General features: G+C 46.2%; 29 protein-coding genes and 2 tRNA genes. 21 read left to right on the plus strand and 10 right to left on the minus strand.

The genetic code is table 11. The annotated features are described in order from the left end of the window. Positions 1-41 precede the first annotated feature (41 nt). Positions 42-239, minus strand: coding sequence for a hypothetical protein (locus P2W83_RS10695; RefSeq protein ID WP_276133728.1), 198 nt, complete (start codon positions 237-239; stop codon positions 42-44). A gap of 228 nt (positions 240-467) precedes the next feature. Here P2W83_RS10695 and P2W83_RS10700 point away from each other — a divergent pair, with 228 nt between their 5' ends. The 6 genes from P2W83_RS10700 to P2W83_RS10725 all read left to right on the plus strand — a co-directional run bounded on the left by P2W83_RS10700 (position 468) and on the right by P2W83_RS10725 (position 2,825). Beyond that, positions 468-692, plus strand: a complete 225-nt coding sequence (locus P2W83_RS10700) for a hypothetical protein (protein WP_276133729.1) — start codon at positions 468-470, stop codon at positions 690-692. A 254-nt stretch (positions 693-946) separates the two neighbouring features. Then, positions 947-1,081, plus strand: a complete 135-nt coding sequence (locus P2W83_RS10705) for a hypothetical protein (RefSeq protein WP_276133730.1) — start codon at positions 947-949, stop codon at positions 1,079-1,081. Positions 1,082-1,261: 180 nt separating this feature from the next. After that, positions 1,262-1,462 carry a hypothetical protein gene (locus tag P2W83_RS10710; RefSeq protein ID WP_276133731.1) on the plus strand — a complete coding sequence of 67 codons (201 nt, stop codon included), beginning with the start codon at positions 1,262-1,264 and terminating at the stop codon, positions 1,460-1,462. Between the two features lie 210 nt (positions 1,463-1,672). After that, positions 1,673-1,873 (plus strand): hypothetical protein, encoded by a 201-nt coding sequence (locus P2W83_RS10715; RefSeq protein ID WP_276133732.1) that lies wholly within the window; start codon positions 1,673-1,675, stop codon positions 1,871-1,873. 163 nt (positions 1,874-2,036) lie between these two features. Next, positions 2,037-2,549, plus strand: coding sequence for a hypothetical protein (locus P2W83_RS10720; protein WP_276133733.1), 513 nt, complete (start codon positions 2,037-2,039; stop codon positions 2,547-2,549). Positions 2,550-2,612: 63 nt separating this feature from the next. Continuing rightward, positions 2,613-2,825 carry a hypothetical protein gene (locus P2W83_RS10725; protein WP_276133734.1) on the plus strand — a complete coding sequence of 71 codons (213 nt, stop codon included), beginning with the start codon at positions 2,613-2,615 and terminating at the stop codon, positions 2,823-2,825. 94 nt (positions 2,826-2,919) lie between these two features. On the opposite strand, the gene P2W83_RS10730 is transcribed toward P2W83_RS10725, so the two are convergent. After that, positions 2,920-3,387 carry a hypothetical protein gene (locus P2W83_RS10730; RefSeq protein ID WP_276133735.1) on the minus strand — a complete coding sequence of 156 codons (468 nt, stop codon included), beginning with the start codon at positions 3,385-3,387 and terminating at the stop codon, positions 2,920-2,922. Positions 3,388-3,645: 258 nt separating this feature from the next. Here P2W83_RS10730 and P2W83_RS10735 point away from each other — a divergent pair, with 258 nt between their 5' ends. From P2W83_RS10735 to P2W83_RS10750, 4 genes are all read left to right on the plus strand, one after another. Then, on the plus strand, positions 3,646-3,972 hold the full coding sequence (locus P2W83_RS10735; RefSeq protein ID WP_276133736.1) for a hypothetical protein: 327 nt from the start codon (positions 3,646-3,648) through the stop codon (positions 3,970-3,972). Between the two features lie 51 nt (positions 3,973-4,023). Then, positions 4,024-4,302 carry a hypothetical protein gene (locus tag P2W83_RS10740; protein ID WP_276133737.1) on the plus strand — a complete coding sequence of 93 codons (279 nt, stop codon included), beginning with the start codon at positions 4,024-4,026 and terminating at the stop codon, positions 4,300-4,302. Between the two features lie 16 nt (positions 4,303-4,318). Further along, a complete protein-coding gene (locus tag P2W83_RS10745) occupies positions 4,319-4,522 on the plus strand; it encodes a hypothetical protein (protein ID WP_276133738.1) in 204 nt (67 codons plus the stop codon). A 127-nt stretch (positions 4,523-4,649) separates the two neighbouring features. After that, positions 4,650-5,123, plus strand: a complete 474-nt coding sequence (locus P2W83_RS10750; protein WP_276133739.1) for a T6SS immunity protein Tdi1 domain-containing protein — start codon at positions 4,650-4,652, stop codon at positions 5,121-5,123. Positions 5,124-5,177: 54 nt separating this feature from the next. Here P2W83_RS10750 and P2W83_RS10755 read toward each other — a convergent pair whose 3' ends face one another. After that, entirely contained in the window at positions 5,178-5,930 is a 753-nt protein-coding gene (locus P2W83_RS10755) for a glycosyltransferase family 2 protein (protein WP_276133740.1), read from the minus strand. A gap of 126 nt (positions 5,931-6,056) precedes the next feature. Between P2W83_RS10755 and P2W83_RS10760 the strand changes: the two genes are divergently transcribed. From P2W83_RS10760 to P2W83_RS10790, 7 genes are all read left to right on the plus strand, one after another. Beyond that, complete coding sequence (locus P2W83_RS10760) at positions 6,057-7,397, plus strand: hypothetical protein (protein WP_276133741.1); 1,341 nt, start codon at positions 6,057-6,059, stop codon at positions 7,395-7,397. A 3-nt stretch (positions 7,398-7,400) separates the two neighbouring features. Continuing rightward, on the plus strand, positions 7,401-7,853 hold the full coding sequence (locus P2W83_RS10765; protein WP_276133742.1) for a hypothetical protein: 453 nt from the start codon (positions 7,401-7,403) through the stop codon (positions 7,851-7,853). A gap of 168 nt (positions 7,854-8,021) precedes the next feature. Continuing rightward, on the plus strand, positions 8,022-9,503 hold the full coding sequence (locus P2W83_RS10770) for a T9SS type A sorting domain-containing protein (protein ID WP_276133743.1): 1,482 nt from the start codon (positions 8,022-8,024) through the stop codon (positions 9,501-9,503). A gap of 173 nt (positions 9,504-9,676) precedes the next feature. Then, the gene (locus tag P2W83_RS10775; protein ID WP_276133744.1) at positions 9,677-11,200 is read left to right on the plus strand and encodes a T9SS type A sorting domain-containing protein; all 1,524 of its coding nucleotides are present in this window, start codon (positions 9,677-9,679) and stop codon (positions 11,198-11,200) included. A 190-nt stretch (positions 11,201-11,390) separates the two neighbouring features. Beyond that, entirely contained in the window at positions 11,391-12,461 is a 1,071-nt protein-coding gene (locus P2W83_RS10780; protein ID WP_276133745.1) for a hypothetical protein, read from the plus strand. A gap of 339 nt (positions 12,462-12,800) precedes the next feature. Next, positions 12,801-13,655, plus strand: a complete 855-nt coding sequence (locus P2W83_RS10785) for an NYN domain-containing protein (RefSeq protein ID WP_276133746.1) — start codon at positions 12,801-12,803, stop codon at positions 13,653-13,655. A gap of 50 nt (positions 13,656-13,705) precedes the next feature. Next, on the plus strand, positions 13,706-14,050 hold the full coding sequence (locus tag P2W83_RS10790) for a T9SS type A sorting domain-containing protein (RefSeq protein WP_276133747.1): 345 nt from the start codon (positions 13,706-13,708) through the stop codon (positions 14,048-14,050). Between the two features lie 60 nt (positions 14,051-14,110). Here the strand turns inward: P2W83_RS10790 and P2W83_RS10795 are convergent, their stop codons facing one another. The 4 genes from P2W83_RS10795 to P2W83_RS10810 form a co-directional block, all read right to left on the minus strand. After that, complete coding sequence (locus P2W83_RS10795; RefSeq protein WP_276133748.1) at positions 14,111-15,550, minus strand: Glu/Leu/Phe/Val family dehydrogenase; 1,440 nt, start codon at positions 15,548-15,550, stop codon at positions 14,111-14,113. Between the two features lie 31 nt (positions 15,551-15,581). Beyond that, on the minus strand, positions 15,582-15,788 hold the full coding sequence (locus P2W83_RS10800; protein ID WP_276133749.1) for a CcmD family protein: 207 nt from the start codon (positions 15,786-15,788) through the stop codon (positions 15,582-15,584). 2 nt (positions 15,789-15,790) lie between these two features. Beyond that, positions 15,791-16,471, minus strand: a complete 681-nt coding sequence (gene ccsA, locus P2W83_RS10805; RefSeq protein WP_276133750.1) for a cytochrome c biogenesis protein CcsA — start codon at positions 16,469-16,471, stop codon at positions 15,791-15,793. 92 nt (positions 16,472-16,563) lie between these two features. After that, positions 16,564-17,220 (minus strand): heme exporter protein CcmB, encoded by a 657-nt coding sequence (locus P2W83_RS10810; RefSeq protein ID WP_276133751.1) that lies wholly within the window; start codon positions 17,218-17,220, stop codon positions 16,564-16,566. Positions 17,221-17,339: 119 nt separating this feature from the next. Between P2W83_RS10810 and P2W83_RS10815 the strand changes: the two genes are divergently transcribed. From P2W83_RS10815 to P2W83_RS10830, 4 genes are all read left to right on the plus strand, one after another. Continuing rightward, positions 17,340-17,412 (plus strand) — tRNA-Gly (locus tag P2W83_RS10815). Between the two features lie 71 nt (positions 17,413-17,483). Then, positions 17,484-17,569, plus strand: a tRNA-Leu gene (locus P2W83_RS10820). Positions 17,570-17,784: 215 nt separating this feature from the next. Continuing rightward, positions 17,785-20,058, plus strand: a complete 2,274-nt coding sequence (locus P2W83_RS10825; protein ID WP_276133752.1) for a M43 family zinc metalloprotease — start codon at positions 17,785-17,787, stop codon at positions 20,056-20,058. Positions 20,059-20,187: 129 nt separating this feature from the next. After that, on the plus strand, positions 20,188-20,880 hold the full coding sequence (locus P2W83_RS10830; RefSeq protein WP_276133753.1) for a cell division ATP-binding protein FtsE: 693 nt from the start codon (positions 20,188-20,190) through the stop codon (positions 20,878-20,880). Here P2W83_RS10830 and P2W83_RS10835 read toward each other — a convergent pair. Genes P2W83_RS10835 through P2W83_RS10845 form a run of 3 tightly spaced genes read right to left on the minus strand, consistent with a single transcriptional unit; the run spans position 20,877 to position 23,483 of the window. Continuing rightward, the gene (locus P2W83_RS10835; protein WP_276133754.1) at positions 20,877-21,647 is read right to left on the minus strand and encodes a glycosyltransferase family 2 protein; all 771 of its coding nucleotides are present in this window, start codon (positions 21,645-21,647) and stop codon (positions 20,877-20,879) included. The genes P2W83_RS10830 and P2W83_RS10835 overlap by 4 nt on opposite strands. Beyond that, a complete protein-coding gene (locus P2W83_RS10840; RefSeq protein ID WP_276133755.1) occupies positions 21,637-22,740 on the minus strand; it encodes a glycosyltransferase in 1,104 nt (367 codons plus the stop codon). The genes P2W83_RS10835 and P2W83_RS10840 overlap by 11 nt, the downstream gene beginning before the upstream one ends. Further along, entirely contained in the window at positions 22,737-23,483 is a 747-nt protein-coding gene (locus P2W83_RS10845) for a formyltransferase family protein (RefSeq protein WP_276133756.1), read from the minus strand. Before P2W83_RS10845 ends, P2W83_RS10840 begins: the two co-directional genes overlap by 4 nt. Positions 23,484-23,531 lie beyond the last annotated feature (48 nt).

Here is a 23,531-nt window from a genome sequence, read left to right on the forward strand (position 1 = left end):
GAAACTGCCATTTTCTTTCTTACTCCTTATATGTACCTCTGTTATGACCAAGGCTCCAGATTCAGGCGCAACACCGTCGAGTCTGCAGGGGTACGGCATATACCGCCCGCATAACTATCATAACTCACTGCCTGTACCGGAACCAGTACCTCTGTTGTTTTGTTAACGTTAACGTTCGTGAAAAGATCGGTTGCTTTTTTCAGCAAAGCGGCGAAGAAATTCAATTCTGATTTGTTCATGATCTTGTTCTTTTTCTACCCCAAAAATAGGGCGGATTATACTCAACAATTGTGACCCCGCTCACCCCGGAGTAGTGATGTTGCTCACCTTTTCTGCTGAGTATTGCTGTTGTTTTCTGATGGGCTTAACAGCTGTGTTAACTCATTCTTAAAAGGTTGGGGAATAATGACTTATGCCCAGCTGTGGCACTGTGTTTTTAGTATACTAGCGGACTAAAAAACAAGGTTATGCGTTTTAATCGTGAAAACCTGCAAGAGCGGGAGAAAGGTTTGGAACAGGAAACTAGGAAAGGAAATCAGGAATTGGAAAAAACAACAGTAACCCGTCCTGGTCAGGAAGAGCTTGAGTTGAGCGAGGTTTCAACTGAAGGTCTGCCTCAGAAAGAACAAGGCCAGCGTGAACAGACCACGGAAAAACGTGAGCTGGGCACAGAAAAGCAGCCGCTGAAGTAGGTTATAAATAGTGTGATTTCGATTATAATAGACGGGGCCCGTAGAAGGGCTCCGTCTATTTTTTTGTTCTTTGACAGATCCCTTTGTTGTTATCAATCAGTCAATACGGTTCACCTTCTAATGATCTCTTATTATTATTGGCAAAGCCGCTCAGGTTATGACATAAGTTTGTTGTTAACTTTACTATGTAGTCTTTTCGCAGCTATGTGTTAAAGGCTTGTAACTATTCCTTCACCACTTGAAAAACGACCCGTATGCAACACCCTCAGCAGCGTTGCTATCAAATACCGTCTTACGGTATCGCACCGATAGGTTCTATCCCAACATCAATCATCTCTTTTATTGCTACCGAACACGCACCTCCGATACCTCCGGGGGATAACCCATAGACTGGCGCTTAAAGCCAGACACATTAACGCGATTACATAATTACACAAGCTTAATGCTTACGCCTCGCCGAGGTATATGAGTCACATCTCACATCATCTCCACAGATAGGATAGCATGACGCTGATGATAAGGGATAAGAGAGCGAAATAAATCGTTTACATCTAAATGAAAACAAGATTATGCTCGACAAAGAAAGGCGCTATTACAATGAACATCGCCACAAACTCAGACAGATCTATCAAAACAAATTTCTGGTAGTAGTAGGGAAGAAGATCATTGGCATTTATGACACGCATGCCGATGCTTATGCCGATAGCCGCAAGGTATTTGATGTAGGTGCCTTCCTGATCTGCAACACCGCGTTACCCCACAGGATATAGACCGTAATCTATATTCAGACCCTTTTCTATTCTCTCACCCCAAAAAGGAAAAACGCCCTTGCTTTTGCGGGGGCGTTTGCGTATGGATCATACCAGCCAATGAAATACCGTTTTTTAACCCTTGACAAGAAGTGTTGCGCAGCAGTACTTTAGCTGGACACCGGGATAGGAGCCTACTCAACGCCGTTCACACACTAAATGAAAACACATATGCTTGACAGAGAAAGGCGCTATTACAACACGCGCCGGCGTAAACTGCAGAAAAAGTACCAATACAAATTTATTGTGCTGGTAGGACGAAAAATAGTAGGCGTGTATGATACACATGCAGAAGCCTTCGCCGATAGCCGCAAAACGTTTGAAACGGGTGCTTTCCTGATCTGTGATACTTCGGTGCCACACAGGATCTAGCGAGGAGTTTTGAACGGCGCAGCCGCTATGCTTGATGAATGCCCCCTGTTATGGGGGCTTTTTTTTGTTGCGTCGCGAATGCGGTTGTATCCAATCCTGTTCATAAGCCGTTAATAGACAGCACTATGTTTTTGTCTAACTTTATAGGAAATATACCTGCATCATGAACCTGGAATTACTAATGAAAAAAGCTGACCTGGAGGAAGCGATCAACACCGTTGAAAACAGTTACCAATCAAAACTGAAAGAAATAAAGCAGCAAGCCTGGAATAAAATAGTTGATGAATTCATGATGTACTTTGAACGGGTGCGTTTTGAAGTTACACTGACGGCCAACGGCGCGTCTGCAAAATATAAGACACAGGAAATAACCATAGCGCGCAGCTTTCGTGCCGCTGATAATGGCATACAGATCGGCGGTGCTATGACCGTTGACGGCAAAACCTTCCCGGTAAGGGCCATTCTTAAAAACAACTGGGTTTGTCCTATTGCGCCACCCAAAGATCAGGCCTTAAGCGATCTGTACCGGCTCGAAAAGGATTTTCTTTACAAAAGTGCGGTAAGCGAGGGTGGAGTCGCGTTTGCTATCGATATCACCCTTACTTCAAACGATGACTCCTTATCATCAAACAGCGGATCTGATTTCCAGCAGATATTGGACATGTTCTTTAGGTGATTAGATCCGGCGGATATTTTATCATCCCCCTTCGTACATTCGGTATACAAAAACAAAACTACCATGTCACACGAAACAGAAGCTACGCCCATCAGAACGCAGATGAATGAGATAATGGAAAAACTTCAGTCGCCCGATCTGCCGGAATCAGAGCGGAATCTATTGCTGATCCGCGCCCAGGGGCTGATGCAACAATACACCCTGCAATTAGAACTGGAGCGGCGAAAATTGGATGAATTTAATAAGTCGCTTCAGGGCATGATCCAAGGTATGTAGAACCCACGTACATTTTTATGAAACGCTAACATGGCATAACAAACGAGGCCCCGTAAAGGGCCTCGTTTATATTTAGAAAAGTTCCGGAAGGATATTATTTCCCCATCCACTTCATGTGCAGCGATCCTTCTGTTACATTCAGTACTACAGTCGAATCTTCGTATTTGCGCATTTTGCCGCTGAAGTCTGCTTTTACTTCCGTACCGTTATCCGATGTGATGTTGACCGTAACGGGTTCCAGGCCTTGCCAGTTAGTGTAAGTGCCTTGAGTGCCGCTACCCAGCGCCATCGTGGTCATCAGGCTGTCTCTGTACGTTTTAGGACCGGAGTATGCCATCTGGCTTACTACCAGCGCCATCTGCTGACCTTTGTAATTGATCATACCGCTAAACGAAGCACCGTTGTTGAGTGTATTGCAACTGATCGAGCTGCCCTCATACAACGTTCCATCTATCTTGGCCTTGAAGTAATAGGCTGGCGTAGCAGGTGTGGGGTCTTCTTTTTTACAAGCTGTAAACAATACAACTGAGGCGAGTGCAAGGAAGAGTGCGTTCTTCTTCATAGTTAGTTTTTGGTTTGTCGTCAAGATAATACAGCCGGCAGGTGAATGCAAATGCTGCGCAGGCCGATTATATTAGGCAGTCCGGCTTTAAAAGCTTACCTTCACTTACTTTCATTGGCCTTTTGCCTTCTCTGAGCCTCTTTTTTGTCCTCCAGTCAGTCTAGACCAACCGCCAATCGCATTTTTTAAATTCTGCTGTATTAGATATCTGGATGTTGCCTCCTGCACGCATTTACCTGCACAGTGTAAATCATACTTATGGAGAAAACGATCGTAGTGAAGTACAAGCCGTTTGGCGACGTGCAGGAATTACTAATACCAGTTTCTTACGAAACAGAAAATGACGATAATATACTGACAGTTCGCTGCAGGGTAGACCTGCCGGTTGTGCAGGTGCCCTGGTGGCTAAAGCCGCACAAGTTCGAGTTGCGCGCCGCTTTCGAAGGCAGCATTTATCAGTTGCTGTTGAACGAAACACGCAATGTGCACACGGTAGACGCAGCTTTGTTTATGGACCTGGCACAGGAAAAGATACTGGAAGTAGAAAAACGCAAAGGCACAAAGCTTGCAAACGCAGGGCGATGAATGTCGTTATAAAACCTGCAGATTTTTTCAAAAACAAAATACAGTGCAATAATGCATACATACACTTCAGAATACAATAAACAGATCAATAAGTTTCGCGAAGGCATTAAGCTGGTAAGAAAACGGCATGGCAACTTTTTCGACAACATGATAAACGGCCGCAGCATTTACGATCTGAAGGATATTAACTCCTATTTCGAGGTGCGTGTGGCCATGGGGCAAACCGTGCTGGAGTTTCGCCCAAACAGCGGACTGCCAGACAAGATACGCGACGAGATCAGCACGCATTTTTACAGCGTTTGGCCCAACACGGTAGAAGCAAACAATTAATCATTAACAGCGAACAATGACATTCGATACGGAAATAGCATTTTACAAAGCCAACCGAAAAGAGTTTGTAAAACAATACGAGAACAAGTTCCTGGTAATAAAAGGCGAAGCGTTGCTGGGTGTGTACGACACCCGGTCCCAGGCGCACGATGCCACGCTGCTCAGCCACGAGGCTGGCAGCTTTATCATCGAGCGTCCTACGAACATCATCAGGAACTAATATAAGGGACCACGACAGATGGTTATGCCATAGTGCCGGGAGGAGACTCCCGGCGCTGTTATTTTTGGTCGGTCTTACTGTGTCCGGGCGGGGAAAAATGCGCTGCACTGCGTAATTTTGCCCCGTTATGGCAATGAAACAGATCGACTGCGCTAAGAACCTGGACAATATAGATACTACCGACCTCCTTTCCGCCTGGGGATGGCGCATCGATGAGCTCGATTCCATCGTGCTGGTGACGCTTTTGGGTGATGTATTTCTACTGGGCGACGATGGAGCGATTTACTGGCTGCAAACCGACAGCGGCGACCTGACCGCGGTTGCCGACAGCATGAAAGAGTTCAATGAAATGCTGGATGATGAAGAGACGTTTGAGGAGTGGTTCCTGACACCGGTGCTGGAAGTGCTCCTGGACGCAGGCAAAACACTAAAGGAAAATGAGGTGTACAGTTATAAGGTTCTTCCTGTTTTAGGCGGCGATTATACTGTTGACAATATTGAACCTGTCGATATTCGCGTTCATTTTGACACAACGGGGCAAATATGCGAGCAAATACAAGATCTGCCTGATGGAACAGAGGTTGATATCAATGTAAAGTAATGCTACCCGCTGGTAGTGATACCGCGGTTGGGCCAACGTAGTAGGAGACTGCTATTATGAAGCCGCCGGGCTGTTGTACAGTTTGTGCTTAATGCCCCATTTATGCAGGCGGTGTATAACCGAAACACGCAATACTCCCATGCCATATTTCATGCTGCGGCTAAAGTTGATGCTGGAAGCTTCTTCAAAATACTTAGTTGGACAGGTCACTTCGCCTATTTCAAAGCCACGCATAAATATCTGGGAAAGCATCTCGTTGTCAAAAACGAAATCGTCGCTATTATAGGTGAAGTCGATAGCCTTGATGACCTCGGCCGAAAAAGCCCGGTATCCTGTATGGTACTCGCTCAGTTTCTGTCCGATCATAATATTTTCGAACAGGGTAAGAAAGCGGTTGCATATGTATTTATAAAGCGGCATGCCTCCTTTCAGCGCACCATTGCCCAATATCCTGGAACCAAGTGACACCGGGTAAACATCATAAGCAATGACGGCAGACATGGCGTGAATGAGCTTTGGCGTGTATTGGTAGTCGGGGTGCAGCATCACCACGATGTCGGCGCCAAGTTCCAGCGCCTTTTTATAGCAGCTTTTCTGGTTACCACCATAACCCTTATTTACCTCATGCTTCACAATATGTTTGATACCCAGGCGCGCAGCTTCTGCCACGGTGTCGTCTGGGCTATTGTCATCTACCAGTACCACGTCATCCACTATGTCAAATGGTATTTCATTATATGTACGTTCCAGGGTAAGCGCTGCTTTGTAAGCTGGCAGTACTACAACTATTTTTTTTTGATTCAACATATTGGAATAATTGCCGGTATGAGCGATGTTGTGGGGATAGGATCCCTGCTTTATTTTTGCGGTGCGAAGATAGCTAAAATCCCGGAACCATGTGGCCTGTGGCCGCATTCCGCAAACTCGTTCTCTATGACACAACCCAGGTCCGTAATATATAATGTCGTGCTGTTTGTTTTGTGTGCAGCCAGTTTTTATGTCAATTATAAAGCCTGTTATCCGGGCTTTATGTCGTATGATTCACTTATCCAGTATGGCGAAGTTGTAAGTAATGAATACACTACCTGGCATCCACCGGTCATGGCCTGGGTATGGCACCAGCTTTATCGTTTCTGGCCCGGGCCGCAGGCCATGTTGGCGCTGCAGCTATCGTTCTTGTGGGGCAGCTGCTACTTATTCGCTATCTCGTTTCGAAATTTCCTGTGGGGCATTCTGCTTGTGGCCTTTTTTGCATGGGCTCCGTTTATCCACAATTTTGCGGGCTGGCTGGTCAAAGATAGCCAGATGGCGCTTGCGTGGTTGCTGGCTTGTGCCATCATGTTCAAAGGGGCAACAAGCAGCGATAGAAAGATAGGGTGGGTTGCGGCGACTATCGCGGCGCTGCTTATTGTTTACGGAACATGGCTGCGGTACAATGCTGTCGTCGCTTTGCCGCCGCTATGCATTTTGTGGGCATTGCTGGCATTCCGTGGTCGCACACGGGGAGTGAAGATCGCTGCAGCTGTTGGGTTGCTCCTGGTCACCGTTTTCGGGCAGGGGTTCTTTAACAATGTGTTGTTGCACGCCCGCAAAGACAATACCGACTTCCAGATATATTTTCACGACCTGGCTGGCGTCTACGTGCGTACCGGTAAAGATTTTTTCCCGCCATTGGTCTCAAAAAATCCCAAGTTCGATACGGCCTTTATTAAATCACACTACAGCGCTATCAACGTTACCAAGGTGTTGTGGAACGACGAAGGCAAAGTGGTAGTGGACCCAAATGCTGAAGTACGCGATGCATTGCGCAAATCCTGGCTCAGGATGGTGGTCAAAGACCCGGTTGACTACCTGGCGCTGCGTTGGGATATTTATCTGCATTTTCTGGGCCTGAGAAAAGGTGAACCCAGCCAGTATTTCTTTGTGTGGATCGTCAACAATGACTATGGCTTCGCGCTCAAAGAATCCTTCTTGTTGAACAAATATGTTGACAGGCTCTGGAACAAAGAGAACGCTATCTACTTCCAGGTCTGGTTCTGGATACTGCTGAATGCGCTGCTGTTTCCGCTGGTGTTACTGATACGGAACCGGCTCATGCGGCTGGTGTTCCTCTGCTTTGCAGCCTGCGGATTCTTATACACAGCACCCCAGTTTATGCTGGCCAATACCGTGCGCGATTTCCGTTACATATACTGGGCCTGCTTTGCGTGTATCATATCGCTGCTGGTGCTCATTGCCGACCGCTGGCTGATGCGATCCCAAAAACTGCGTTAGCACATGTCAGCTTTAAAGGAACAATTATACCAGCAGTGCTGCGACTATGTAAGCAAAAAGGAGGCAGACATAAAAAAGTTGATAGCCGATGCCCAGGAATCCTCCGCCAACGAGACAAAAAGCAGCGCAGGCGATAAATACGAGACCACGCGAGAGGTGTTGCAACAGGAAATAAACCTGAACCTGTCAAGGCTCAATGAATTGAATAAGCTAAAAACAGTACTGGGCCATATTTCGCCCACACAAACCAGCCTTGCCATTTCGCCTGGCTCGGTGGTGTACACCAGTAACGGGAACTTTTATATATCCATAAGTGCCGGAAAGATCGAAGCCGGTGGGACGAGCTTTTATGCCGTATCTTCTTCTTCACCTATAGCGTCAAAGATGCTAGGTCAACAGGCCGGATATTCGTTCGATATGAACGGCAAGAGGTTTGAAATAAAGGCCGTGGGCTAGCTTCAACTACATCAAGGAAAAAAACTGTCCTGAGTTGCAAACTCAGGATAGCGAGGTTATCAGTTCCCTGAATCAAACCTCACATTCACTAGATGAAAGTCGCATTTCGCAAAATGCAGACCTGTCACTGTTGCACCAATGCTATCTTGCCGGCCTTATCAACACATTATGAAACAAAAGATTATTTTATTTGCAGTATCTGCATTGGTTGCTACGAAAATGCAAGCACAGCAACTTACTTTTGGCGTGTCTGGGAATGCTTACCAACATGGCATCGGCGTTTACAATATGGTGCCCGGTCCTTACACTAGCGGTTATACAGCCGGAGCTGCATGGAGCCATGTCACCCTTGATTTTACGCACAGGTTTGTAGTCGATTTTAAAGCGATGATACAACCCAGAGGACTAAACCTTCCGGAAGACGTTGCGGATGGCTTTGTGATGGTTTTTGGTAGTCACATCAATACTACTACTGGTGGCACCCTTGGAGGCGTCACTGGTAATGATATGGGATATTATTCTCCTGTACCTGGAACTTCGCTGGATCTTGAGAGTAATTCAATAGGTGTCGAATTTGATTTTGACAATGATGGTCCCGCGATGGAGGATGCCGATCCGAATTTGTCCAATCCTCATGTGATGATCACAAGAAATGCAGACGTGCATAACGTATTGATGCAGCCGGTATTTCCTGGTTTTGTTAAAGCTAAAGCTGACTTTCCGAATGGTGGCGCATTCTATGATGCGACTAAACATAAATACCGTGTGGAATGGGATTGTGCGGACCAGCTGTTAAGTGTCTACCAAGATGGTATACAAGTAGTATTTACGACGTTCGATCCCAGTGTTGAATTTACGAATCCTGCGGCGGTAAAGTGGGGGTTTACTGCGGCGAGGGGTGATTTAAACCCAACAGCAACTCCGGGGGGCGCCCAGATCACTATTTGGAATCCAGTAATTCAACAAAGTCAGGTATGTAATGGCTGCAATGCATCTCTCAGCTTGGATTTCGCAAGCTACTATTGTGACTATACAAATAACACTTACCAGGTTGGAATAAACTACAATTGGATCCCGCTTCCAGGTTACATAATGAATTCTGTGGGTATTGAGTTTGGTGATGGTAGCAAGTATTCAACTAACACTCAAACTGGCTTTTCGCCAATAACCCACACTTATGCCACTCATGGATGGTATAATTTGAAGTTGAACGCTAATAGCCTAAATCAGACCACAGGTGAACAATGTAATGAACCAATTGATGTTTATTTTTGGCGCCCCGATTGTACGGCGCTGCACCAATTTCCTGATGAAGAAGTGGGATGGTTGGATATTGCACCAAAATTCTCAAACACCCAAGACGGCACCACCAATACCGCTGCCTCGAGTGCAAGTATGACCACTCTATACAATGATAATATTAAGTTATATCCCAATCCGTCAACTGGCGATATGAAGATAGAACTGTCTAACTCGTTCATCGAAATTAACGTTACCGATATGATGGGTAGAACAGTATTTGACGAATCCTACAGTAGTATTACCTCGAAGACGATTGATCTCAACAGGTTGCCAAACGGCATATATTTAATAAGTGTTACAGCTTCTGATGGTAAAGAATACAAAGAAAAGATACAATTAAACAAATAGAATTGCAGTTTTACAACCGCCCTCAAGAGGGCGGTTTTTTTTTTATCTGAGTTGAAAAATGCGCTTTGTTAAATCATAACTGCATTTCGCAGGATCAGAACGCTAATTCATGAAGTTTGTGCGTAGGCCGAGCCAGCATGTAATAAATTGCGTGCTAACGCTTTAAACACTCTATGAAAAGAAAATTTTTTGCGGCTGCTGCATGTACCATGTTAGCGGCAACAATGCAGGCTCAACCACTTAACAACGCCCTCCTTACCTCGGGAAGTGCTACTGGCTGGATCAATGGACACATTAATATGGTGCCAGGCCCTTACAACAACAATTACGTGGTGGGTGCAGCGTGGAGCCAGATCACCGTCGATTTTACGAAAAGTTTTAAGATCGATTTTAAAGCTATGATTCAACCGAGAGGACTAAATCTTGGAGAAGATGTTAACGACGGTTTTGTGGTGGTATTTGGCAGCAATATCAATAATACTATGGGGGGCACTACAGGTGGTGTTACTGGCAACGACATGGGATATTATTCCCCTGTGCCGGGTACGTCGCCAGATCTGGAAAGCAATTCGATCGGTGTCGAGTTTGACTTTGATGCTGATTATGATAATAGTACGCCACCGCAACTGGTGATGAACGATATCAATCAGGCCCACGTAATGATCGCGCGGAACGCTGATTTCAATAACGTATTGCAGCAGCCTATATTTGGCGTTTTTCCCCCAGCAAGAGCCATTTTGCCTAATGGGTCAGCATTGTATGACGCTAAAAAGCATGACTACCGAATTGAATGGAGCTGTGATATTCAGCATTTAACCATTTACCAGGATGGTCAGTACGTGGTAAACGCTACCTTTAATCCTACTCTCGAATTTACAAACCCGGCGGCGGTGAAATGGGGTTTTACAGCTGCAAGGGATAATATTACCAATGCCCCCGGAGATCCAATCTTAGGTGCTGGTACCCAAATCACTATCTGGAATTGGGTGGTGCAGCAAAGTAACCAGTGCTTATCTTGTATCACGCAGTCGGCTGATTTGGATTTTTCTGCTACTGTAGATTGCGATAACCCTACTAACAAATGTATCGTGAAGATAACACCATCGTGGCAGTTAGCGCCAGGCTATATCTGGCAAAACACCCGCATTGACCTAGGCGATGGTACACCGTGGTTTTTACTAACGCCACTAAATATAGCATCTCCGACGACATTTTCACACACCTATGTCAATCCCGGGACTTATACCATAACTATGCGCGCTAACGCTGCATATCCCATAGAAGGAACAGACCCCGAATGTGATGAAATTATTACAGTCACTTTTTACCGACCTGATTGTGCATTTATGGTTGCCAATGACGAATGGCATTCTGGCTGGTCTGATGCGCAGCAGAAGATGACCGACGGTAATGAGATATACAATGAAGAAAATCAATTTTCGGATATGGTTGATTTGAAAAACGAGATACTGTTGTATCCGAACCCTACAAATGGGAAACTGAAAATAGAAACACGGCAACCATCCCGCGCAATTGTAATTGCCGATGTGACGGGGCGAACTGTATTTGGCGAAACCTACAAAGAAGCTAACTCGAGGACCGTTGATATGTCGACTTTCCCTGATGGTTTATACCTGGTCACCGTTACAGGCTCCGATGGAAAGCAATATAAGGATAAGATACAGTTAAGCAAGTAACAACTTGATTATATAAAAAGCCGCTCCTGGAGCGGCTTTTTATATAATCTATTCTATAATTTAATTTTATTTATTGGTATATTTTGCGTAAATTTGTAATAATAAAACCTCGTCATTGCGAGGAACGAAGCAACCACCATGCCCTATTACAAAGCCCAGCACGAGGTATTTATCCGTGCCGTCATCCGCCATGGAGACCAGCACGGCCTATATCCAGGCATATCCCAAAGCAAAGAAAGAATGCGCTTATACCGCAGCCATCCGGCTGGCGAGACAACTACATATTAAAGAGCGCATAGCCGCCGCCATGGTGCAGCACGCACAGCAAGAACACCAAAGAGCGCAGGAGCGCGAAGAGCACAAGCGCAGGATGGCGGAAGAAGACACCCTGCAGAAACGTATCTGGCTAGCCAGGGTAGTGAGGGGACAAGTAATGAAGCAGCGGTACATGCAGTTCCGCGGCCGCACCATCCTCGTCCACGAAACCCTCAACCCGTTCATCATCCTCCGCGCCATAGAGCTCGACACCAGGTACGAATACGGCACCAATCCTAAGTCCATTCTCGACCGTCAGTTCGCCCGGCTGTATGAGCGCGCTATGCGGCCTGTGGGGCTTGCACTCATTAACCGGACATCCCCCCGTTGCAGCAGAGCTGTAACGGCCCCCTTCCAAGGGGGCATGGGAATAACCGGAAAAAACACCCAAAACGCCTCGAAAAAACTAACAACCGAGCGTAGCGAGCTCGTGAGAACCGCTAAAAAAGATATAAAAAAGCGAACAAATTCGAAGCGAATCATGCGCCCGGCAATGCATGTGGCCAGTAACATTCCGGTGGTTTGTAACAACATAAAAGGACGCCCGGTTTGTACCTCAGCTGCGGTCATGCATCGGGCTGAAACCCATGTTGTCATTTTGAGCGAAGTGGAGTGTAGCTCACCCTCCGCTGTCATTCTGAGCGAAGTGGAGAGTAGCGAAACGCAGCGAAGAATCTGCCTAATCGGAGACACCGCTACATCCCGGCAGATTCTTCGCTGTGCTCAGAATGACAGCCTTGATTGTGCAACCAGCGACACCACCGCATCCGAACAGATTCTTCGCTGTGCTCAGAATGACAGCCTTGATGGGAATGAAGGTCTTGATGGGACAACTAGCGACACCGCTGAATCCAGGCAGATTACCTTCGGTGAGAGAGTTCTTCGCTGTGCTCAGAATGACAGCTTTGGTGGGCGTTCAGAAAACGGCATTAGCAGTATGGCGTGAAGAAAATCACTTGAACGCAGTGGCCGCAGTTAAAATTTTCAGTAGAGAAGTAAAGCCGGGGTATAGAAATGATGAAAGCAATTCATAAAGCGACAGTAAGCTTTTTTAACTGCAATGGAGTGAAAGAGATTTTTAGCCAATACTGCGTAAGCCTTGATCTTTCTTTGCTTCTTTCTTTGTATCAAGACAAAGAAAGAAGGGATGAATGAAGCGGCAACGCAACAACAAGCAACACCGCAGCACTTCGGGAGATTCTTCGCGATGCTCAGAATGACAGCAATAACGCACACGGCACAGTTCTTTAACCATGACAAAAACAAAACACACTAACTTTATACAATGACCAATACCAACGAACTCCGCTTTGCAGTCCTCATCGACGCCGACAACGTGCCCTCGGGCAACCTGAAGGAGATGATGGAGGAGATAGCGAAATACGGTATCCCCACCTTCAAGCGCATATACGCCGACTGGACCAAACCCCACGTGGCCCGCTGGAAGGACCTGCTGCTGGAGCACGGCATCACCCCCATACAACAATACAGCTATACCACCGGCAAGAACGCCACCGACAGCGCCATGATCATTGACGCTATGGATATACTCTACAGCGGCCGTGTAGACGGCTTCTGCATCATCAGCAGCGACAGCGACTTTACCCGCCTTGCACTGCGCCTGCGCGAAGCAGGTATGAAAGTGATAGGCATGGGGCAGAAGAAGACCCCGGCACCCTTTATAGCCGCCTGCGACAAGTTTGTGTACATAGAGATACTGAAACGCCGCAGCGAGAAACCCCAGCAAGACCTGGTGGTTGTAGGCACTGCCCAGCCAAAGCGAAAAACGGAGCAGCCACATCGCGAAGAAGCTGAGGAGGCAGACATCATCCGCAAGGTAGACCAGGTGGTAATAGACCTTATATCCTCAACCATAGTAGACGTAGCCGGCGAGGACGGCTGGGCCTACCTCGGCGATGTGGGCAACCTGCTGGCCAAAAAACAGCCCGATTTCGATGCCCGTAACTATGGCTTTAAAAAGCTGGTATTACTTATTAAAAGTATAGATGCGTTTGAGATAGACGAGCGTGCTTCAGACAAAGGCAGCCGCAACCTCAGGCATGTATACATCCGGCTGAAACCCGCGCCAGCAAAGCCTAAGCCCAGGCGTGGCGGGCGTAAAAAGAAGGAGGAACAATAGGGTTTCTTTAAGGTTTCTCTTCGTAACTTTAAGTAAACACCGGTACGACCATGAAGAAATTATACTTATCTATATTGTTAATGTCGGGCGGCTTATTTGCCATGGCCCAATCGGACAGCAAGCCGCAGGCCTCAGATATTCCTTATTCTGCTATTACGGAAGTAGCCATCGCCCCCAACCCCGCAAAGGATCATATAATGGTATCGCTGCCCCTGCCGGCCAGTGGCGCCAGCGACATCGTTGTCCAGGACATGCTGGGTCGTCGTTTGGGCGTGTACCACACCACCAGCCAGGAGACAAAGCTAAACATCTCCCAGTGGCACGAAGGGGTGTACCTGCTCTCTGCCAATACCAAAGACGGAATGGTCACCAAGCGCTTCATAAAAGCGAACTAATAAAAAAAACTAAAGGCTGCCAATTGGCAGCCTTTATATATATAGTTCTTAATGTAACTACTATGGGAAGATACCCAGTTCTTCGTAAGCAACGCCCACTTTGTTGATGGCAACGATGAAGGCAGCAGTACGCATATCCGTTAAGTTGTGTTGCATCATTGCTTCGCGGATCTCGTGGAAAGAACCGATCATGGTATCTTCAAGGCCAGAGTAAACCAGGTCAACCTCGTCCGGTCCGTGCAGCAGCTGGCGACGTTCGATGTCGGTTACCGATTTGCCGGTCAGGCTTTCAACTGTAGCCAGGATAGAATTGTTCTGGTTTTCGCTGAAGCGTTTGTCCATACGGCCGAAACGTACGTGGCTCAGGTTTTTCAGCCACTCGAAGTATGATACGGTAACACCACCTGCGTTCAGGTACATGTCCGGAATGATGATAGCGCCTTTAGCCAGCAGTACTTCGTCAGCTTCAGGAGTCAGTGGTCCGTTAGCACCTTCACCGATGATCTTAGCTTTGATACGATCAGCGTTAGAAGAGTTGATAACGTTCTCAAGCGCAGCAGGGATCAGGATATCGCAATCTTGTTCCAGCGTTTCGAGGCTGTTCTTGATATCGGTAGCACCAGGGAAGCCAAGGATAGAACCTGTAGCCTTACGGTGAGCAACTACTTTCTCCAGGTCAAGACCTTTAGGATCGTAGATACCGCCTTCGTATTCTGCCAGGCCTACGATGATAGCACCACCTTCGTAGAAGAATTTAGCAGCGTGGTAACCTACGTTACCCAGGCCCTGTACGATAACGCGTTTGCCGGCAATACCAGGAGTCAGACCCACGCGCTTCATGTCGTCGGCAACGTTACATTGCTCGCGAACACCGTAGAATACGCCAAGACCTGTAGCTTCAGTACGGCCACGAACACCGCCCTGGCTAACTGGTTTACCAGTTACGCAACCAAGTGCGTTCACATCGCCTGGTTTCAGCGAAGCGTATGTATCAGCGATCCAGCTCATTTCGCGAGCGCCTGTACCATAGTCTGGTGCAGGTACGTCGATGCCGGCGCCTATGAAGTTCTTCTTAACGAGTTCTGAAGCATAACGGCGGGTGATCTTTTCCAGTTCGAACGGAGTGTAGTTCTTAGGGTTGATCTTGATACCGCCTTTAGCACCACCAAATGGTACGTTTACGATAGCGCATTTGTAGGTCATCAGGGCAGCAAGCGCCATCACTTCGTCCTGGTTAACATCCATGCTATAACGGATACCACCTTTACAAGGCAGTTTGTGGTGCGAGTGCTGTACGCGGAATGCTTCAATTACTTCTACCTTGTCGCCAATGCGCACAGGGAATTTCATTTGGTATATAGAGTTGCAGGCTTTGATCTGCTCCAGTATACCTTTTTCGAAACGAGTGTAAGTAGAGGCCTTGTCGAAGTTACGTTCAACGCCCTGGAAGAAGCTGTAGTGTTGTGCTTTAGCAGCCTTGGCAGTTGCTGTTTCTACCATAATGAGTTTAAATTAAAGAATAGGAATTTGATTAACTGTTTTTCTCAATCTTCGTGATCTTTCGGTCGAGGCGCACAAGGTACGCAACGATCCCGGCAAAGATAGTGGCTAATACTAAAACCACAACGTATATTTTGCCGTTCGAGCGCATTGCATCAGCCATTTCCGGTTGAGTTTCTTGAGCTTGTGCAAACGCTGCAATAAAGAGTAATATGAACGATAAAGCTGCTTTACGCATTACTATTTGTTTGTTGTGTGAAAGTCGTTGTCGCGCTTATGTGTTATCAGGTGCAGACGAATAGAAAGGGTAGTCATCCACAGTCCCACCAGGAACCAGCCGATAACGGCAGGGTAGAACACCATACGCATCTTACTGTCCAGGTCGTAGCTGTTGAAGCCGGGGTTGCCACCATTGCCGGGGTGCAGCGAGTCAACCATGCGTGGCAGTATCCACAGCAGCGGTATCATCAGGGCATAGGCAAAGACATTGTATACGGAGCTGAGTCTTGCACGTTTCTCTTCGTCCTTCATACCGCCGCGCAGTATCAGGTAGGCGAAGTAGATGAGCATGCAGATGGCGGTGCCAAGTTGTTTGGGATCGTTGCTCCAGGGTTCCCCCCAGCTGTAGTTGGCCCATTCCATACCAGTAAGCATACCGAGTATGCTAAACAGGATTCCGACCTTGGTAAACTCTGCAGAGTAGATGTCGTGTTCGAGGTTGCCGCTACGCAGGTATTTCACTGCATATACTACCGCGCAGGTAAAGAGCAGTATCATACCAAACCACATAGGTACGTGGAAGTATAAGTTGCGGATGGTCTCGTTGATAATATGCTGCCTCGGTACGGGCATGAGAAGGCCGCCTATCACTGCGTAGGCAACCAATATAACGCTAAGAACTTTCCACCAGGAACGGCGCATGAGGTCTTAAAAAATTTTGGCAAAGGTAGGTGGAATGGGTCAATATCTCAACCAAACAAAACTGAATGCGGATTATATGACGATGACATGCATCATTCCTGCCACAGGAACGGGAATAGTATTATTCCTAAAGCAACCACCAGGAGGTCGAGTAGTAATAATACCATAGCAAGATTTCCCCAGCCGGTCTGGTACACGGGAGCAATGGCTTTTATTGCCAGCTGGCTCAGCATCATCAGCATCGGCGTCACTAACGGAAAACCTAGTATGGCCATAAGTGCGGCATTCTGATTAGCGCGTGCTGCGATAGCAGATAAAAAAGTAAATACAACTGAAAGACTGATGCTTCCGATGGCTGTGATGAGCACAAACAGTCCTGTTTGTATAATAGGATTCCCCAATAGGGTATTAAACAACAGAAGGCTCACAAGGCTCATTGCTAATAGCAGTATTGTACTATATATCATCTTTGCCATCATGAATGTTGACGGCTTAACTATGGTGAAGTAGTAGCGGAAGCGCGCTTGTGGTTCTTGTAGAAAACTTTTGGCGACAGCGTTGGTTGCTACGAAGAGTTGTGTGATCCAGAACAACGCATTCCAAACACGTGTTTCTGGTTGGCCGCTCATGGTGTACACGACGAAAACAGTGCAACCAACGTATAGCAACACACCAAATAGTGTATGTTTTTGACGCCACTCAATAAGAATATCCTTGCGAATTAGAGAAAGTAAATTGCCCTGAAACATGCGACAGCAAAGGTATACACAAATGCTTAAGACAAATAACAGAAATTTTTTTTTAAAACAGTGCTTGGAAATAATGTTTCCCGCTCTATCTTTGCGGTCACAAAGTTCTTAACACACAAGCGGAAGTAGCTCAGTTGGTAGAGCATCACCTTGCCAAGGTGAGGGTCGCGGGTTCGAGTCTCGTCTTCCGCTCTTTGAAAATTCCAAACCATTTCGGTTTGGAATTTTTTGTTTAAGCTTGTTTAGGCTAACTTGCCTAAGGCGCCCTGGTGGCGGAACTGGTAGACGCGCAGGACTTAAAATCCTGTTTGCCGCAAGGCGAGTACGGGTTCGATTCCCGTCTGGGGCACACCTCACAACCTCTTACGAATTGTAAGAGGTTTGTCATTTATACAAATCACCCAAACCGCTGAAAACATTGCCACGTCTTATTTTCAGAATATTTGTCATGAAAAAGGTAATATAAAAAATAAAACTTCTGTGACAAAATTCTTTGCAATTTCTTAACAGGAATCTCTATCTTTGAAACCACAGTTTTTCAATTGATTTTTCAATAATTAAAAAATGGTAAAAAAAGCTATTTTATTATTATCTGCACTAGCCGGTCTAAACGGCGCGGCTAATGCGCAAAAGTGTGCCACTGATGAGTATCAGCGGGATCTCATTAAACTCAATCCCAAAGTAGCCGAGGTTCAGCAAGCTCTGGAGATGTACCTGAAAGGTGCGAATCTCAAAACAACGGCATCTTCTTACAAAGCGTTCCAGGATTCGATCTACGCCGCTGAAACTGCTACAAGGCTTTATGTCCCTGTTGTTGTACACGTGATACACGACTACGGTACAGAGTACGTATCAGACAACGAGATCTTTACCATGATCAAAGAACTGAATCAGGTTTACAATGCTCAAAATGACCTTTCTGCTGTAATAGCTCCTTTTAAACAATACATTGGTAAAGCAAATATCGAATTCCGTCTTGCACAGAAAGATCCCCTGGGTAATCGTACAAACGGGATCACTCGCCGTCAGTCTTACCTGAGACTTGGTGGTGACGATCAGGCGAAATTTGACCAATGGTCACCAGAAAGGTACCTGAATATTTGGCTGATCAATGTTATCGGCAGAGGTGTAGCCGGAGGTACGGTACTGGCGTACGCTACATTACCTTCAGGTGCTGCGAGCTTCCCTTATAACGATGGTGTTATTTCTCGCGCTGACAGGATCACAAACGATATGACAATTCCACACGAAGTAGGTCACTATCTCAACCTGTTGCACGTATGGAACAGCAGCCAGGTCGATGTTGGTCAGGCTTGCGGCGATGACGAGGTAGATGATACGCCGCCTACAAAAGGCCACTTCAGTACTTGTCCTCTGAACGATACAGAATGTGCAAGCAATTACTACAAAGTATATCCTTATGCTGCTAACGGTGGTCCGGTGGTTAATGATACAATCGACTACCCAGATACTGCCAACGTTCAAAATATAATGGACTACAGTAACTGTACTAACATGTTCAGTAAGCTCCAGGTGATGCGCATGCGTACAACCCTCAAAAGCCCGGTGGCAAAGAGGGATCAGCTTGTAACTCCTTTGACACACAGCGCAACTGGTATTTTCGATCCTCAGGATATTCCGCCAGTTGCAGAATTTTCTGTTGAAAAACTGACAGTTCCATTTGCTGCTGAAAGGACATATTATATGTGTGAAGATCAGCCTGCAACTTCAACTTTTGTATTCAAGAACAGGAGCTGGAGAGATACGGTAACAAGTGTTAACTGGGAATTTTCAAATGGCGGTGGTTCTGTTAGCCAGAATGCCAACCAGCTTAGCAATAATGTAAGCGTTGTGTTTACTGAGCCAGGATGGGCGACAGTAAAGCTGACTGCTACAAGTAATGCAGGTGCGACTACTGTAGAAACTAAGTCTGTATATGTTGCTAACCGCGACTACACTGTTCCTGCCGGCTATTACCAGGAGTTCAACCAGAACGAATACGATCAATGGCCTTCATTCAACTACTATAACAATGCTACAAAATGGGAAGTTGATAACAATGCAGGTTTTCATGATAAGACTTGTATGGTTTACCGCGGTTACGACCCACGTACAAGCCCTCAATGGTATGTAGGTATGCACAAGGGCGACTATGATGATTTCTTTACTCCTGCATACGATCTGTCGGGTATGACTAGCGGCGATTGCAACATCAACTTCATGACTTCAGGTGCGTTCCGTACCAGCTTCTCAGATTTCATGAAAGATACGCTGGAGCTGGCTTATTCAACTGACTGTGGCGCAACATGGCGTAAATTCGACAGGTTGACGAAAGCTGACTTGGCTAATAAAGGTACTTATAGCGGTAAATATGCACCACTTTGGCAAGGTGACTGGGCACTGCAAAGCAGGAATATCCCGGCAGCTGCAAGGACTTCTAAAACATTCTTCCGCTTCCGTTACATTCCAAGCGTTGATGAAACTGCAAATACAAACGTGTTCATCGGTACCAGCAACAACTTCTACCTTGATCGTATCAACGTGAGCAACTTCCCGCTGGGTCTGAACACAGTGATGAGCGACAATAAGAACGTTGCAGTGGCTCCGAACCCAACCAATGGTAACTCATTCGTTGTTGTACAAGCTAACGGTAGCGATAATGCTACAGTTCAGGTTACAGATCTTACAGGTCGTGTTGTTTACCGTGTACAGCAGCAAATGTCAGCCGGTGCTAACCGTATCGAGATCCCTGCAACAGCTATCGCTGTGAAAGGTGTTTACATGGTACAGGTTGTAACTGGTGGCCAAACACACACTGAAAAACTGGTTTCTTACTAATAGCTTTTTTGCTCGATACACAATGCCTCCGCAAAACGGAGGCATTGTTGTTTTAATCGCTTTGGTAATTATCTTTTTTTTGTGTTCTTTAGTCCGATTTAGCTTTTATTTTTGTTACAAATTCCAGCAATGACCGATTCAAAGATTGTATCGTTGAGAAACGCTAACATTTATCAAGGTAAGGCACTGATACTGGGTGACGTAAATTTCGAAGTGAACAGTTCGGAGTTTGTTTATCTAATCGGTAAAACTGGTAGCGGTAAATCCAGTCTGTTGAAGACGTTATATGGTGATCTGTATTTGACCGATGGCGAGGGGCAGGTAGCGGGCTTTGATTTGAAGCAATTGAAATGGCAGACTGTACCATTGCTGCGTCGCAACCTGGGTATCGTTTTCCAGGACTTCCGCCTGCTTACAGACAGGAATGTTTACGACAACCTGGAGTTTGTGCTAAAGGCTACTGGCTGGAAGGACAAAGCGCTGATGAAGGAAAAGATCGAAAATGTATTGGCTAAAGTAGGCTTGAAAAATAAGGGAGATAAGATGCCTTACGAAATGTCTGGCGGGGAGCAGCAGCGTGTGGATATTGCACGTGCTCTGCTCAACAATCCCAAGTTGATACTTGCAGATGAGCCTACCGGTAACCTCGACCCAGATACAACAGAAGAGATAATGCAGCTGCTTTTCAACATCTGCCGTGATTACCATACTGCATTCATAATGGCTACCCACGATTATTCTATCATCCAGAAGTTTCCTGCAAGGGTAGTTCGTATAGAACAGGGAGCAGTTAAGGAAATATCTGCAGCAGGTATTGATTAATTACCACTTACGGTTTTGTACAAGTGTTTGCCAAGACTGTAAGTGTAAAGGAATGGCAGCATTGGTAAAAATAGTGGGTTAAGTCGCACAAGGCGTCTGAATGCACGTAATTCACCTTTGCGCATTTCCCACTTGTTCTCGCTGATACCCCCTTCTGATAATACTGGTCGGCCTATTTGTGTAAGTGGTATGTCTATGAAATATGCTTTGTGCTTATACGCTATGCGAAGCCAGAGATCATAATCTTCCATATACCGCATCGATGGTTCAAAGCGAAACTCTTTGCTATTCGTAATGACCGCGCATGGCGTAGCTACCGGATTGCGGGTAAGAAACTTCACGAATGGAGTTTGATAAAGCACAGCTCCTTGGGGACTGGTAATTGTGCGTATATCCTGAAGCGTATAGCTGTGGTATAAAAAGCTGATATCCGGTTTAGCACTTAGTATTGAGGCGACAAGCTCCAGCTTTTGTTCATGCCATAGGTCATCTGCATCAAGGAAGGCGATGTAATCGCCCGAGGCGGCATCTAGTCCTTTGTTCCGCGCTACGGCGCTGCCGCAGTTTTGAAGGAGTTGTATGTGCTTTACTCGTTCTCCAAACGACTCGATCAGTTCTCCGGTGTTATCACTGCTTGTATCATTTATTACAATGATCTCGTAAGGGGCATGTGTTTGTTCTAACGCTGATTCAATTGCTCTTACAATCGTTTTGCCCGCATTATAGGCAGGTATAATTACGCTAAACCTAATATCCTCACTGTTCATCAAATAGTCTTTTATATACGCCTAATAAACGTTTTTCTTCCTCCTGCCAGCAATATACCTCACGCGCCTTTAAGCAGTTTTGCTGGAGTGAAGTGTAATAGGTATTGTCGGTAAGCATTTTATTCAAAGCTGCAGCTATCGACTCGGGGTTGACAGTATCTAATAATTCTGCTACTTTAAATTGGTTGTTGATCTTTTCATACTCTGGGTAACGAACACAGAGTTGTGGCACGCCACTGTGCATATAATCAAAGAACCTGTTGGCCAGCGAAAGCTCATTGCTCTTGCTGGTAGCAACAAACAGCGTAATGCCGACATAGGCGTTGATGGTGTATTCTGGTAGTTCTGCTGGAGGTATGTATCCTTTGAAGATGATCTTGTCCTCAAGGCCCATTTCTTGTGTTAGCTGTTTGGCTTGCGCGTAAAAATTTCCTTCACCGCAGATGATGAGTTTTGCTTCTACGTGTTTCATCGCTGCTATCAGCTCCGGAAAGCAGCGGCCGTGATTCACGGCGCCCTGATACAGTATGTATTTGTTGATTTTTTGTGGTATAGTGATGGGACGCAGCACAGTAGCATTGCGGACTATCGCATATTCAACACCATACATGCGCCGATACTCGTCCACATAGCTTTGGTTGACGGTGTATCCGTGCTTGAAATTGGGCACGGTATATCGTTCTATTGCATACCACATTTTCTGGATGGCAGGCCGCGATACGACTTCTTCTATCTCGCAAAACAACTCGTGCGCATCATACACTCTGGGTATTCCTCTAAGCTTCGATACCTGGTACACGGGCAAGATCGTATCGAGATCGATGGCGCATACGGCGTCCATCTTTTTGGTAAGCAGGTAAAAGAACAACTTCAGGTTGTACAACGCATAAAATAATTTCCCCTGGTCTACTCGTTGTTTAAGTCGAACTTGTTTGAATGGCCGTGGTATTAATGGCTTGCTGCTGGGACGTTTCCTGCCGACAAGTGTTACCTCATAACCCGCATTATGCAACGAGGTACAAATGCGTATCATCCTCTGGTCGTAATTGGGATCAGAAGTTATGGTCAGTACAATGTGTTTCTTCGCACTCATGAGGCCGTGGTAGAGAAGTAAATTTTTTCACCATTGATCTCTGCATAGGGAGGCTCAAAGCCGGGCATTGCAGTTGCGCGAATGTGGCGCTCTATCTTTTCCCTATCCCAGCTAAGGTCGATCCTTTTCAAGTCTCCAACCTCTTGCCTGAAATGCAGCGAAGTGCCGTATTTATGTACCAGCGATTGTTGCGATACAGGAGTATAGTTGCCATTGACGATATGCTTCAGCGTTTGCTGGAATAACAATACAGAAGCGTTGAACGTAAGTTTATATAGATCGTTTACCCAGAGATTGTCCGGTATGGGAAATCTTTTCTGAAACAGTATCGCACCATGGTCGATGCGTTCGTCTATCTGGTGTATAGTGGTGCCGAATTCTGATTTTTCTTCCAGTATGGCGTATGAGAACTGGTTGCTACCTCTGTACTCGGGCAATGGCGCCATATGCAGGTTCACCGCAATTTGGCTGGCTTTCCTGATGTGCTCTCCTTTTAAGATCTGGTGGTATTGGACGGAATAGATAATGTCGCATTCGGGCAATGCATCGAGGCTCTCAAGCACCGGCACGCTATATTCTTTTGCCAGGCTTACCAGGTCGTTATCGCCACTAAATTCCTTTCTCTGCTGCGTCAGTATGCCGGATACTTCCACATTCAGCTGCTCTTGCACCCCTAACAGGTATTGCAAGCACCGGTAGCCGATCGGCTTCGAACCAAGGAAAACTATTTTCTTCCGTACCATCGGGTAAAAATAAACGTTTTCAACTTGGATTTTATTTTTGTAACTCGC

Source organism: Polluticoccus soli (assembly GCF_029269745.1).
GTDB lineage: Bacteria > Bacteroidota > Bacteroidia > Chitinophagales > Chitinophagaceae > Polluticoccus > Polluticoccus soli.

What these genes read in the sequence shown, in the direction of transcription:
- P2W83_RS10695 (WP_276133728.1), bottom strand. Translation starts at nt 239, where the DNA reads ATGAACAAATCAGAATTGAATTTCTTCGCCGCTTTGCTGAAAAAAGCA.
- P2W83_RS10840 (WP_276133755.1), bottom strand. Translation starts at nt 22,740, where the DNA reads ATGAGTGCGAAGAAACACATTGTACTGACCATAACTTCTGATCCCAAT.
- P2W83_RS10760 (WP_276133741.1), top strand. Translation starts at nt 6,057, where the DNA reads ATGACACAACCCAGGTCCGTAATATATAATGTCGTGCTGTTTGTTTTG.
- P2W83_RS10730 (WP_276133735.1), bottom strand. Translation starts at nt 3,387, where the DNA reads ATGAAGAAGAACGCACTCTTCCTTGCACTCGCCTCAGTTGTATTGTTT.
- P2W83_RS10835 (WP_276133754.1), bottom strand. Translation starts at nt 21,647, where the DNA reads ATGAACAGTGAGGATATTAGGTTTAGCGTAATTATACCTGCCTATAAT.
- P2W83_RS10710 (WP_276133731.1), top strand. Translation starts at nt 1,262, where the DNA reads ATGCTCGACAAAGAAAGGCGCTATTACAATGAACATCGCCACAAACTC.
- P2W83_RS10740 (WP_276133737.1), top strand. Translation starts at nt 4,024, where the DNA reads ATGCATACATACACTTCAGAATACAATAAACAGATCAATAAGTTTCGC.
- P2W83_RS10745 (WP_276133738.1), top strand. Translation starts at nt 4,319, where the DNA reads ATGACATTCGATACGGAAATAGCATTTTACAAAGCCAACCGAAAAGAG.
- P2W83_RS10750 (WP_276133739.1), top strand. Translation starts at nt 4,650, where the DNA reads ATGGCAATGAAACAGATCGACTGCGCTAAGAACCTGGACAATATAGAT.
- P2W83_RS10830 (WP_276133753.1), top strand. Translation starts at nt 20,188, where the DNA reads ATGACCGATTCAAAGATTGTATCGTTGAGAAACGCTAACATTTATCAA.
- P2W83_RS10845 (WP_276133756.1), bottom strand. Translation starts at nt 23,483, where the DNA reads ATGGTACGGAAGAAAATAGTTTTCCTTGGTTCGAAGCCGATCGGCTAC.
- P2W83_RS10720 (WP_276133733.1), top strand. Translation starts at nt 2,037, where the DNA reads ATGAACCTGGAATTACTAATGAAAAAAGCTGACCTGGAGGAAGCGATC.
- P2W83_RS10765 (WP_276133742.1), top strand. Translation starts at nt 7,401, where the DNA reads ATGTCAGCTTTAAAGGAACAATTATACCAGCAGTGCTGCGACTATGTA.
- P2W83_RS10705 (WP_276133730.1), top strand. Translation starts at nt 947, where the DNA reads ATGCAACACCCTCAGCAGCGTTGCTATCAAATACCGTCTTACGGTATC.
- P2W83_RS10775 (WP_276133744.1), top strand. Translation starts at nt 9,677, where the DNA reads ATGAAAAGAAAATTTTTTGCGGCTGCTGCATGTACCATGTTAGCGGCA.
- P2W83_RS10785 (WP_276133746.1), top strand. Translation starts at nt 12,801, where the DNA reads ATGACCAATACCAACGAACTCCGCTTTGCAGTCCTCATCGACGCCGAC.
- P2W83_RS10780 (WP_276133745.1), top strand. Translation starts at nt 11,391, where the DNA reads ATGGAGACCAGCACGGCCTATATCCAGGCATATCCCAAAGCAAAGAAA.
- P2W83_RS10825 (WP_276133752.1), top strand. Translation starts at nt 17,785, where the DNA reads ATGGTAAAAAAAGCTATTTTATTATTATCTGCACTAGCCGGTCTAAAC.
- P2W83_RS10770 (WP_276133743.1), top strand. Translation starts at nt 8,022, where the DNA reads ATGAAACAAAAGATTATTTTATTTGCAGTATCTGCATTGGTTGCTACG.
- P2W83_RS10800 (WP_276133749.1), bottom strand. Translation starts at nt 15,788, where the DNA reads ATGCGTAAAGCAGCTTTATCGTTCATATTACTCTTTATTGCAGCGTTT.
- P2W83_RS10700 (WP_276133729.1), top strand. Translation starts at nt 468, where the DNA reads ATGCGTTTTAATCGTGAAAACCTGCAAGAGCGGGAGAAAGGTTTGGAA.
- P2W83_RS10790 (WP_276133747.1), top strand. Translation starts at nt 13,706, where the DNA reads ATGAAGAAATTATACTTATCTATATTGTTAATGTCGGGCGGCTTATTT.
- P2W83_RS10715 (WP_276133732.1), top strand. Translation starts at nt 1,673, where the DNA reads ATGCTTGACAGAGAAAGGCGCTATTACAACACGCGCCGGCGTAAACTG.
- P2W83_RS10810 (WP_276133751.1), bottom strand. Translation starts at nt 17,220, where the DNA reads ATGTTTCAGGGCAATTTACTTTCTCTAATTCGCAAGGATATTCTTATT.
- ccsA (WP_276133750.1), bottom strand. Translation starts at nt 16,471, where the DNA reads ATGCGCCGTTCCTGGTGGAAAGTTCTTAGCGTTATATTGGTTGCCTAC.
- P2W83_RS10795 (WP_276133748.1), bottom strand. Translation starts at nt 15,550, where the DNA reads ATGGTAGAAACAGCAACTGCCAAGGCTGCTAAAGCACAACACTACAGC.
- P2W83_RS10755 (WP_276133740.1), bottom strand. Translation starts at nt 5,930, where the DNA reads ATGTTGAATCAAAAAAAAATAGTTGTAGTACTGCCAGCTTACAAAGCA.
- P2W83_RS10735 (WP_276133736.1), top strand. Translation starts at nt 3,646, where the DNA reads ATGGAGAAAACGATCGTAGTGAAGTACAAGCCGTTTGGCGACGTGCAG.
- P2W83_RS10725 (WP_276133734.1), top strand. Translation starts at nt 2,613, where the DNA reads ATGTCACACGAAACAGAAGCTACGCCCATCAGAACGCAGATGAATGAG.